The sequence below is a fragment of the Corallincola platygyrae genome (assembly GCF_039544265.1).
Taxonomy (GTDB): Bacteria; Pseudomonadota; Gammaproteobacteria; order Enterobacterales; family Neiellaceae; genus Corallincola; species Corallincola platygyrae.
In genome coordinates, this window is record NZ_BAABLI010000034.1 from 157,700 (window position 1) to 168,975 (window position 11,276).

At 48.3% G+C, this 11,276-nt stretch carries 12 protein-coding genes; all 12 read left to right on the forward strand.

Features of this window, described 5'->3' with window-relative positions; translation table 11 throughout:
• The first annotated feature begins 124 nt into the window (after positions 1–124).
• A complete protein-coding gene (locus tag ABEA14_RS19245; protein WP_345342465.1) occupies positions 125–2,923 on the forward strand; it encodes a transporter substrate-binding domain-containing protein in 2,799 nt (932 codons plus the stop codon).
• Between the two features lie 183 nt (positions 2,924–3,106).
• Positions 3,107–3,355 (forward strand): FmdB family zinc ribbon protein, encoded by a 249-nt coding sequence (locus ABEA14_RS19250; protein WP_345342467.1) that lies wholly within the window; start codon positions 3,107–3,109, stop codon positions 3,353–3,355.
• A gap of 74 nt (positions 3,356–3,429) precedes the next feature.
• Complete coding sequence (gene aspS, locus ABEA14_RS19255; protein ID WP_345342469.1) at positions 3,430–5,217, forward strand: aspartate--tRNA ligase; 1,788 nt, start codon at positions 3,430–3,432, stop codon at positions 5,215–5,217.
• Complete coding sequence (gene nudB, locus ABEA14_RS19260) at positions 5,217–5,672, forward strand: dihydroneopterin triphosphate diphosphatase (RefSeq protein ID WP_345342471.1); 456 nt, start codon at positions 5,217–5,219, stop codon at positions 5,670–5,672. The genes aspS and nudB overlap by 1 nt, the downstream gene beginning before the upstream one ends.
• A gap of 52 nt (positions 5,673–5,724) precedes the next feature.
• Complete coding sequence (locus ABEA14_RS19265; protein ID WP_345342474.1) at positions 5,725–6,471, forward strand: YebC/PmpR family DNA-binding transcriptional regulator; 747 nt, start codon at positions 5,725–5,727, stop codon at positions 6,469–6,471.
• A gap of 4 nt (positions 6,472–6,475) precedes the next feature.
• A complete protein-coding gene (gene ruvC / locus ABEA14_RS19270) occupies positions 6,476–6,997 on the forward strand; it encodes a crossover junction endodeoxyribonuclease RuvC (protein ID WP_345342476.1) in 522 nt (173 codons plus the stop codon).
• Between the two features lie 48 nt (positions 6,998–7,045).
• On the forward strand, positions 7,046–7,672 hold the full coding sequence (ruvA, locus tag ABEA14_RS19275) for a Holliday junction branch migration protein RuvA (protein WP_345342478.1): 627 nt from the start codon (positions 7,046–7,048) through the stop codon (positions 7,670–7,672).
• Positions 7,673–7,680: 8 nt separating this feature from the next.
• Entirely contained in the window at positions 7,681–8,688 is a 1,008-nt protein-coding gene (ruvB, locus tag ABEA14_RS19280; protein ID WP_345342479.1) for a Holliday junction branch migration DNA helicase RuvB, read from the forward strand.
• A 674-nt stretch (positions 8,689–9,362) separates the two neighbouring features.
• Positions 9,363–9,767 carry a tol-pal system-associated acyl-CoA thioesterase gene (gene ybgC / locus ABEA14_RS19285; RefSeq protein ID WP_377776270.1) on the forward strand — a complete coding sequence of 135 codons (405 nt, stop codon included), beginning with the start codon at positions 9,363–9,365 and terminating at the stop codon, positions 9,765–9,767.
• Positions 9,760–10,455 (forward strand): protein TolQ, encoded by a 696-nt coding sequence (gene tolQ, locus ABEA14_RS19290; RefSeq protein WP_345342483.1) that lies wholly within the window; start codon positions 9,760–9,762, stop codon positions 10,453–10,455. The genes ybgC and tolQ overlap by 8 nt, the downstream gene beginning before the upstream one ends.
• 6 nt (positions 10,456–10,461) lie before the next feature.
• A complete protein-coding gene (tolR, locus tag ABEA14_RS19295) occupies positions 10,462–10,887 on the forward strand; it encodes a protein TolR (protein WP_345342485.1) in 426 nt (141 codons plus the stop codon).
• 6 nt (positions 10,888–10,893) lie between these two features.
• Positions 10,894–11,276, forward strand: a 383-nt coding sequence (tolA, locus tag ABEA14_RS19300) for a cell envelope integrity protein TolA (RefSeq protein WP_345342487.1), incomplete at its 3' end; no start/stop codon positions are given.

An 11,276-nucleotide genomic window follows, 5' to 3' on the forward strand; every position in this document is an offset into this window, starting at 1 on the left:
AATCGATATCGCATTGGTGAATCATCGTTGTGGTTATGGCAAAGGAAGTTTGGAGTCTTGCCCTTCGAATAAGCGAAGCGCAAACCCGACCACCTCAGGTCTTTTTGGTCAAAGGAATGCGAACTTGACGTCTTGGTTGTATCGAATATTCGGCTTTTTAGTCTTTGCAGTGTCTCATTTTGCTTCAGCAAACGATGAGCCTATCACTATAGTTTCCAGCGCCGATACTTATCCATACCATTTCTCCGTGAACGGCAAACCCACAGGCATGTTGATTGATATGTGGCGTTTGTGGTCTGACAAAACTGGTCAACCGGTCAACATTCTTTCCTTACCCTGGTACCAAACTCTTGAGATGATGCAAACCGGTGAAGCTCAGATCCATGCTGGGCTGGCGATAAACCCGGAGAGGGAAGGATTCCTGGATTTTGCATCGCCGCTTGCCCACGTAACTTCAAACGTTTTCATTCATCGTTCCCTGCCAGATATTAAGCAGGCGACATCCCTGACACCCTATTTAATTGGCTCCGTTAAGGGCGCGAATCACGTCAATCTGTTAAACAAACTTTATCCGCAATTGCGTGTAAGTGAATATGAGCGTCAGTTTGATGTTTATGATGCCGCTGTTCGTGGCGATGTGCTTGCTTTTACTGGTTTGAACAGGATCTCCAATCAATACGAAAATGCCCGAGAGCTTGAGAAAAAATATCCGAACCATCGTAAGCTGACTTATCACACGCTTTCTTTGCACCCTGCTGTCTCCGAGGGTAATGAAGCGCTTTTGCAGTCTATTGAAGCAGGTTTTGCCCTTTTTACTGACGAAGAGCGCTCCGCTATTTATCGCCGCTGGTTTGGTACCTCAGGTGAGCAAGCGGGCATTGTGATCGCCATTCTGCCAGATGCACCGCCTTACATGATGCTGGATGAGGATGGCAATCCTGGCGGCATGGTGGTTGATATCTGGAAGCTTTGGGGACAACGTAATGGTTATAAAGTGAATTTTGTGGTTCAAGACCGCCACACGCTTAATAGCCAGATGGAGTTGCAGCTGGTGGATATTGTATCAGCTCTCCCTAGCGCTGATATCTCACACGAAGGGTTAGAGCCTGCCAACCAGATTATGACCCTGAAAGCGCAGTTCTACTCTCCTGAAACGTCTAACGTGCGTCAGTTGAGTCAGCTTGAAAACAGGCCAGTGGGTGTTCTCAGGCAGGCGAGTTATCTTCCTCAACTACAGAGCCAGTATCCACAGCTAAACCTGCGATATTACGATGACCACTTTGAGATGATTCAAGCGACGATTGCTGACGAAATTGTTGGCTTCTTTGGTTTATCTAACCTGACCGAATATGTGCTGATCCAGCGTAATCAATTGAATCAGTTTGTTCGACTGCCGGAGCCATCATTTGCGGCTGAAGTGCTTTCAATGGTTGGGCGCGGTAATGAAAACCTCAAACATCGTATTCAACTCGGCTTTGAATCAATTGATATCAGTGACTTGGCTGATATTGAGCGACGCTGGGTTCTTGCGCCAAAAGACCGTTATTTCGAAAATCTTCCTTTATCCGTTGAGTTAAGTCGACAGGAAAACCAGTGGCTGGCACGCCATCCCGTTATACGTTTGGGAGCGGTTCGGAACTACCCGCCATTCGAGTTTGTGGATGATCTCGGCAACTTTTCTGGCGTAAATGCCGATTTGGTGGAGTGGCTGGAGAGCCGCACAGGCATGCGAATCGATGTCGTGCTCTACGCTAGCTGGCAACAAGTGCTGGATGCAGTGATGGCTCATAAGGTCGATTTTGTCGCTGCAATCAGTGATACGCCGGAACGCAAAACAGCACTGTCATTTTCAAATGGTTACTGGCCCACGCCATGGGCGATAGCAATGCGGGAAGAGGAGCTGTTGATCTCACAGCTGAGCCAACTTCACGGCAAAACATTGGGTGTTATTGCTGGTTACCAAGTGATTCCCTGGCTAAGGCGAAACCATCCAGAGATCCAACTGAAAGTGTTTGATTCTGGACAGGAAGGATTAAACGCTGTTGCTCGCGGAGAAGTGTTTGGTTTGTTGGATAACTTGACGGTCGCAGTCGCTACCGTTCGAGAGCTTGGATTAAGTAATCTGAAACTCTCAACACTGCATGATATTCAGCAGGAATCGTCAAAGTTTGGTATTCGAAAAGATTGGCCGGAACTCGTTTCGATTCTGAACAAAGCACTGCAGATGTTGACGGAAAATGAGCGCAGAACCATTTTGTCGAAGTGGCTTGACCTGACTATTGATCAAGGTGTTTCTTCAGAAAAAATATGGCGGGTCAGCGTTCAAGTCGGGGCGCTGGTGTTGCTGGCCATGTCTCTGATGGTGCTGTGGAATCGCCGTTTGAATCGCGAAATTGAGCGACGTCGTGCGGCTGAAGAAACGGTTCGCCATCTTGCCCGCCACGATGAGCTGACTGGGTTAGCCAATCGACGTCAATTTGAAGATGCGATGAGTCAGGCTCTGGAGAATCACGCACGAACAAAAAACCTGATGGCTTTGATGTTTATCGATCTCGACGGTTTCAAAGAGATCAACGATAAATACGGTCACGCCATTGGTGACGCTGTATTGAAGGGTGTTGCAGATCGCTTTCAGGGCGTGGTGAGACGTTCAGATACGTTGGCTAGGTTTGGTGGAGACGAGTTTGTCGTACTAGCCACTAACTTGCATCATCGTTTACATGCAGCGGAGTTGGCTAGAAAACTTCTTCAGGTACTGTCCGAGCCATTCGAGTTATCTGATGGAAACGCCAAGCTCAGTGCCAGTATTGGGGTAGCGGTTTACCCTGAAGATGGTGAAAGCATTGAAAGTCTTCTTCGATGTGCCGATGCTTTGATGTACCGAATCAAAGATGCTGACAAAAACGGTTATATGCTGACTTAATATAGCCGCCCTGTCTGGCGGTGAGCTTCGTCGCCTGTTTCCCAGCCAAATACATAATTTTTCGCCTGCAAAATCCACAACGGTGAGATAAACAGCCCCCCAGCCCGTGACAATAAAAGTGGTTTGAATATAATGCAGGGCTGTTCTTCTATCTTGGTTAAGACGAAGTAGGTAAGTTAGCCAATGCCAATTTATGAGTATCGTTGTGAAGATTGTGGTCATCAGCTAGAAAAGCTGCAGCGGATCAGTGACGCGCCGCTGGTAGACTGTCCAAGCTGCTCTGCGCCCGCTCTTAAGAAAATGATCTCTGCTGCAGGTTTCCGCCTAAAGGGCGGAGGCTGGTACGAAACTGACTTTAAGAGCGGCACGAAAAAGAACCTTGCATCCGATTCCGGGCAGGGCTCTTCTGGCAAGACGGCTGAGCCAATTTAGAATTTAAAGAGTTAACACGCGATTGCGCTGCCTTTCAGGTGGCGCAATCTGTTCTGAAATACAGGAAAGTACAAATGCGCAGCCATTACTGTGGACAAGTAAATGAATCCCTTATCGGCCAGGAAGTCACGTTATGCGGTTGGGTTAATCGCCGACGTGATCTTGGGGGTGTGATTTTTCTCGATTTGCGAGACCGTGAGGGAATAATTCAGGTTGTTTACGATCCTGATATTGAAGATGTATTTGCGCTGGCAAACACGCTTAGAAACGAATTCTGCGTTAAGGTCACCGGTATTGTCCGTGCTCGTCCAGAAGGCCAGGTAAATAAAGATATGGCCACCGGCGGTGTAGAACTGCTTGGTAAGCAGCTTGAAATCCTCAACGCTTCTGCGCCGTTGCCACTGGATTTCAACCAGCACAATAGCGAAGAGCAACGTTTGCGTTATCGTTATCTGGATCTGCGTCGTCCAGAGATGAATGAGAAGATGGTTTTCCGTGCCAAGGTGACCAGTGAAGTTCGTCGTTTTATGGATGAGGCTGGTTTCCTTGATGTTGAAACACCTATTCTGACGGCTGCTACGCCAGAAGGTGCGCGTGATTACCTTGTTCCAAGCCGTACTCACAAAGGCAAATTCTTTGCCTTACCCCAATCACCGCAGCTGTTCAAGCAGTTGCTGATGATGTCAGGTGTTGATCGTTACTATCAGATTGTTAAGTGTTTCCGTGACGAAGATTTACGTGCTGATCGTCAGCCTGAGTTTACCCAGATTGATATCGAAACCTCATTTATGAGCGCTGACGAAGTCATGGGTGTTACCGAACAGATGATCCGCCAGCTGTTCCAAAAACTGTTGGATGTCGACTTGGGTGACTTCCCTCGCATGAGTTATGAAGAAGCGATGCGTCGCTTTGGTAGCGACAAGCCAGATCTGCGTATTCCGCTGGAGCTGGTTGACGTGGCCGAGCAGGTGAAATCTGTCGACTTCAAAGTATTCTCGGGCCCTGCAAATGATCCAAAAGGTCGCGTGGCAGCGATCAAAGTGCCGGGTGGTGCAGACAAGTTCAGCCGTAAGCAGATCGATGAGTTAGGCAAGTTTGTTGGCATCTATGGTGCTAAAGGCCTGGCTTGGATGAAGATCAATGATAGAGCCGCAGGCCTTGAAGGTGTGCAGTCGCCAGTCGCCAAATTCTTCTCTGCAGAAGTGATGGAAGCGCTGTTGGAACAAGTTGGTGCGGAAACTGGCGATATCCTGTTCTTTGGTGCTGACAGCAAACATGTCGTTACTGAGGCTATGGGTGCACTGCGTATTAAACTGGGTGAAGAGCTTGGCCTGGTAGCAGACGAATGGCGCCCTCTGTGGGTTGTTGACTTCCCAATGTTTGAAGAGAGCGATGGTCGTCCGCAAGCGTTACACCATCCATTCACTGCGCCTTCAAATGCAACCCCAGAAGAGCTGGAAGCTGATCCGTTTACTGCACTTTCTGACGCCTATGACATGGTACTTAATGGTTGCGAAGTCGGTGGCGGCTCTGTACGTATCTTTGATCAGAAGATGCAGGCGACGGTATTCCGTATTCTTGGCATTTCCGATGAAGAAGCAAAAGAGAAATTTGGCTTCCTACTCGAAGCACTTCAGTACGGTGCGCCACCACATGCTGGTCTGGCATTCGGCTTGGACCGTTTGGTAATGCTGATGTGCGGAGCAGACACGATCCGTGACGTAATGGCATTCCCTAAAACCACAACTGCCGCTTGTCCATTGACCGATGCCCCAGGCATGGCAAACCCTGAGCAGCTTGCTGAGCTTCAGATAGCGATCACCGCAGAACCGAAGGCTGCCGAGGAAAAGGCGGCTGAGTAATGTATAAACGCCCGGAATCTGTGCTGGTAGTGATCTACCGGGAAGATTTCCGGGTGCTTCTTATGCGAAGATCATTCCCCGATGATTTTTGGCAATCTGTAACCGGTTCTCTGGAACATCAAGAGCAGCCTCTCGCAGCGGCGATCCGTGAAGTTCACGAAGAAACCGGAGTCGAGCCTGGCTTGGTGGGCGCATCCATTGTTGATGTAAATACACAAGTTCGTTACCCCTTGTATCCTGAATGGAAACAACGGTATGCCCCCGATGTGAATGAAAATCTTGAGCATTGGTTCTTTTTAAAAGTCCCACAGAACACGGTTATCAGGCTTTGCGAAGGCGAACACCAGGAGTATGTCTGGTTGACGTTTGCTGAGGCGTTGGCTCAGGTATCGTCTGAGTCTAATCGTGACGCCATTGTTCAGCTTGCTGAGAAATTAGAATTACACGCGAATTGAAATAAGAGCACCGATGTAAACCTGACACGGTGCTAAAGATTGGAGATAGGTTATGGCAGGCCACAGTAAATGGGCAAATATTAAACATCGCAAAGCCGCGCAGGATGCAAAGCGCGGTAAGATCTTCACAAAGCTTATCCGTGAGTTGACGGTTGCCGCCCGTGAAGGTGGCTCTGATGCCGATGCTAACCCCCGTTTGCGAGCCGCTATCGACAAAGCATTGTCGAACAATATGACCAGAGATACCGTTGATCGCGCAGTCAAGCGTGGTGCGGGTGAATTAGATGGCCAGGAGTTGGAAACCATCATCTATGAAGGCTATGGTCCTGGCGGCACAGCGGTGATGGTTGAGACTATGACCGACAACCGTAATCGTACGGTTTCCAGTGTTCGCCACCTGTTTACTAAATCTGGCGGAAACCTGGGTACCGATGGTTCTGTTTCCTACTTGTTTACCAAGAAGGGCGTTATCTCTTATCCAGAAGGCACAGATGAAGATCAGGTCATGGAAGCGGCTTTGGACGCGGGTGCGGAAGATGTAGAGACGAACGATGACAGCTCCGTTGACGTTTATACCTTGCCTGAAGACTTTGGTACCGTGAAGGATGCACTTGATGCAGCAGGGCTGGAGGCGGTTAACGCCGAAGTTACCATGGTGCCCTCGACCAAGGCTGAACTTGATCTGGACACTGCCCAGAAACTGCTGCGTCTAATCGACGGCCTTGAAGACGACGATGATGTCCAGGAGGTTTATCATAATGCAGATATCTCCGACGATGTTATGGAACAGCTAGGCTAACGGCTTGAGTATTATTCTAGGCATTGATCCCGGCTCCCGCATTACCGGATACGGCGTCATTCAGCAGGTTGGCGCCAAGTATAAATACCTAGGTAGTGGGTGCATTCGTATGACAGCATCTGCGTTGTCGGAAAGGCTCAGAACCATTCATGACGGTGTTAGCGAATTAATTCACCAGTTTCAGCCAGATGAGTTTGCGATTGAACGCGTATTTATGGCGAGGAATGCTGACTCTGCGTTAAAGCTGGGTCAGGCAAGAGGTGCCGCGATCGTTGCTGCTGCCTGTCGAGAGCTTCCGGTTCATGAATACTCTGCCAGAGAAGTAAAGCAAGCTGTGGTGGGGACCGGTGGCGCCGATAAAGCGCAAGTCCAACATATGGTGGCGCATATTCTTAAACTGCCGGCGACGCCGCAAGCGGATGCTGCCGATGCGTTAGCGATTGCCTTGTGCCACTGCCATACGAGACAGAGCTTGATAGCTATGTCTGGAAAAGTTTCCGGCACAGCAAAGGGCCGTTGGCGCTAATCCATTACAAGTACCACCAGTACCCAAGCAAAACAACAAGGTGAGATTTTGATCGGACAGTTACGTGGAACCATAGTTTCTAAGCAGCCACCAGATCTGGTTATCGATGTATCAGGTGTGGGCTATGAGGTTCAGCTGCCAATGACCAGCTTTTATGAGCTACCGGATATTGGGCAGGAAGCCACGGTTTATACACATTTTGTCGTCAGAGAAGATGCTCAGCTGCTTTTTGGCTTTTCGGCTCTACATGAAAGGGCAATGTTTCGTGAGCTGATAAAAACTAATGGTGTAGGGCCCAAGCTGGCATTGGCTATTCTGTCTGGTATGTCATCCGCTCAATTTGTACAAGTCGTAAATCATGATGACATCTCATCCTTGATCAAACTCCCAGGTGTGGGAAAGAAGACCGCAGAACGCTTGCTCGTTGAGATGCGCGACAGGCTTAAAAACTGGGGAGAGCTACCTGCTATAGCTGCTAGTGAAGGCTTCGAATTGAGCCCGCAAGGGAAAGACGATACGTTCGTTAGGGCAACTGATGCTGTTGAAGACGCCGTTGCCGCGTTGGTCGCTTTGGGCTATAAACCCGCACAAGCAAGCCGCGCTGTAAGCCAGGTAAAAGGTGAGGGGATGGATAGTGAATCCCTTATCCGTGAAGCACTCCGTAATATGGTCTAGGAAACGAAATGATTGAGGCTGATCGATTGGTGCAGGGCACCCACTTACGAGAAGAAGAAGCCCTCGACAGGGCGATTCGCCCTAAACTGCTTTCTGATTACACTGGCCAATCTCACGTTGTCGAGCAGATGGAGATCTTCATCAAAGCCGCAAAGTTGCGTCAGGATGCCTTGGACCACCTGTTGATATTTGGTCCACCTGGATTAGGTAAAACCACGCTCGCTAACATCGTTGCCAATGAGCTTGATGTAAATATCAAAACCACCTCAGGTCCTGTCCTAGAGAAAGCGGGGGATTTGGCAGCGCTTTTAACCAATCTTGAACCAAATGATGTGTTGTTTATTGATGAAATTCATCGGCTCAGTCCTGTTGTTGAGGAAGTACTGTATCCGGCGATGGAAGATTACCAGTTGGATATCATGATTGGCGAGGGGCCTGCGGCTCGCTCAATTAAGTTGGACCTGCCCCCATTCACCCTGATTGGGGCAACTACCCGAGCTGGTTCACTTACATCGCCTCTTCGTGACCGATTTGGTATTGTGCAGCGGCTGGAGTTTTACAATGTTGTAGAGCTCACCAAAATTGTTCAACGCTCAGCTGCACATCTGGGCATGGAGTTGCTTCAGGAAGGTGCTGGTGAGATAGCACGCCGAAGCCGCGGCACACCGCGTATTGCCAATCGCTTGTTACGTCGGGTTCGTGACTATGCCGAGGTTAAAGCAGCGGGACAAATTAGCGATCAGGTCGCGTCTCAGGCGCTGGACATGCTGGATGTTGACGATGCAGGTTTTGACTTCATGGATCGGAAGTTACTGCTGGCACTTATTGATAAGTTTGATGGTGGTCCAGTAGGCTTGGAAAACGTAGCCGCAGCGATAGGTGAAGCCAAAGAAACCATTGAAGATGTGCTTGAACCGTACCTTATCCAGCAAGGTTTTTTGCAGCGAACCCCCAGAGGCCGCATTGCAACTCAACGTGCTTATATGCATTTTGGGTTAGAGCGAAAAGAAAGCTAGTCAGCATAACTCTCTGAAATATAGGTAAAAAAAACCCGCGAAATTCGCGGGTTAAAGAGAACAATATCATTCAACGGGAAGCGCCTGATAGGCGAAAATCCAGATTGATAAATGAGGCGTCGCCTCGATTCCAGGGAGAGAAGACACTCACCGAACTCGCCATCCAAAGATGATCAAAAAACTACAAGTAATTGTCTTCAACTGGGGCTCATTGTAGGCAGGCCCTGTATACAAAACAAACGAGTTATTTTTCGGTTAAGAATAAGAAAAACTAATGCGTAATAGCTTTGGTAAAGCAAGGTTGAATAATGCTTGCTCGAATTATGATGTTGTTTTTATTGGTTTTATTTGTTTGGTGTTGTTTTTGTTATGCAGTCGGCCTGAATACTTATTAAGTTAGAATATCTTTTTTAGCGTGCTTGGTTTGCAGGATGTGGTCAAAAAAATGATGAAATTGATTGAGATCAATTTACTACATCAAAGTGACTTGGCGCGCGAACCTCTATCGAATTTGCCTGAATATTTAAATAAATTACGCCTCAACCTGTGTCGAAAATCACAACTTCAGTTAGACATGAATGTGGCTTACCATGCAGGCGGAACTTTCTGTATAGTTAGCTGCCATCAATAAAAATGACATCTTTATTAATTCGGAGTTTGGCAGGGCAGCCTTGATAAGTAACAACTTCCATTGGCCAGTGCGTGTCTATTACGAAGATACAGATGCTGGTGGCATAGTTTTTTATGCCAACTACCTAAAATTCTTTGAAAGAGCGAGGACTGAATGGCTTCGCGAACTTGGTATTGAACAGGATTTGCTTCTCAAACAAGGGATCGGCTTTGTCGTTCGCTCTGTGGTGATGAATAACCTGGCGTCAGCCAAGTTTAACGATATGCTCGACGTGACTGCGGAAATTGTCGTGCGAAAGAAGGCCAGCCTTGTTTTCAGGCAGGCGATTCGAAACCAAGATGACATTCTGATAGCAACCGCAGAAGTTAAAGTAGCCTGCGTTAACCTAAACCAAGCGAAACCCATCGCCATACCTGAACAGATCACAGGAGTATTGCCCCGTGTCTAATGACATTTCGTTTCTCAAATTAATTTTTGACGCCAGTCTTCTGGTGCAGCTTGTGATGCTGATCCTGCTGGCGATGTCAGTTGCTTCCTGGGCAATGATTATTCAGCGTGCAAAAGCATTGAAAGCAGCTCAGGACCATGCGGACAAGTTTGAAGATCGATTCTGGTCAGGGGTTGATCTGAACAAGCTTTATCAAGAAGTGAATGCGCGCAGCGCTGATGCAAAAGGCATGGAGCAGATTTTTAAGTCAGGCTTCAAAGAGTTTGCTCGTTTGCACCGAAGCACAGGCAATCAGTCTGGCGTAAATGCCGTTGAAGGGACTGCTCGTGCCATGCGTGTTGCACTATCCAGAGAAGTTGACGAGCTGGAAACTCACTTACCGTTTATGGCCACCGTTGGCTCAATCAGCCCTTATATCGGCTTGTTTGGCACCGTTTGGGGAATTATGAATGCGTTCGTTGCCCTCGGTAGTATGAACCAGGCTCAGCTGACGCTTTCCCTTGTGGCTCCGGCTATTGCTGAAGCCTTGATTGCAACGGCTATGGGCCTGTTCGCGGCGATTCCCGCGGTCATTGCATACAACAAATTCAGTCACCAGGTTGAGCGACTGGAAAACAGTTATGGCAACTTTATGGAGGAGTTCTCCAGCATCTTGCATCGTCAGTCTGTGGCGGCAGATCAGGAGTAAGTCTCAATGAGCTATCAACGCAAAAGGCGCAAGCCAAAAGCGGAGATCAATGTAGTACCGTATATCGACGTGATGTTGGTACTGCTGGTTATCTTTATGGTGACAGCACCTCTTATCACTCAGGGGGTGAAAGTTAATCTGCCTAAACAAGACGCTAACCCCTTGCTGGAAGACGCTAAGCCTCCAGTTATTGCGACGATTGAATCCGATGGCACTTATTGGTTCACTGATGACAAAGGTAAATCGGAAGAGTTGCCTCTTGATGACTTGGTTGCTCGAATTGCAGCCATTGTTGAGTTAGCCCCATCGACCCATGTAGTTGTCAAGGGCGACGAGAAGGTGCCATATGGTTATGTGGTCTCACTTATGGCTGATTTGGAAAACGCTGGAATAGAGACTGTCGGCCTAATGACAGATCCGAGTGGGGGCTAACTTAGGGTGTCTCAGCGTCCACTTCATCATTTCATCATTATTTCGGCACTGGCGCATATTGTGCTGGGTGTCGTTTTGTTCGCGAGTGTTCAATTTACCAAGCCTGAGCGTCAGCCTCAGATGGTAAATACAGCGCCTATTCAAGCTGTTACAGTCGATCGCAAGCTGGTTGAAAAGCAGTTGAGGCAAATCGAAGATAGAAAAAAAGCTGCTGAACGTGCGGAGCAGAGAAAGTTAGACGAACAGAAGCGCAAGCTAAAAGAAGCAGAGGATAAGCGAAAAGCCGAAGAAGCCAGAATCAAGAAGCTTGAGCGAGATCGCAAGCGCAAAGAAGCAGAGCGTAAAAAAGCGGAGCAAGAAGCGAAGAAGGCAAAAGAGCTAGCAGCAAA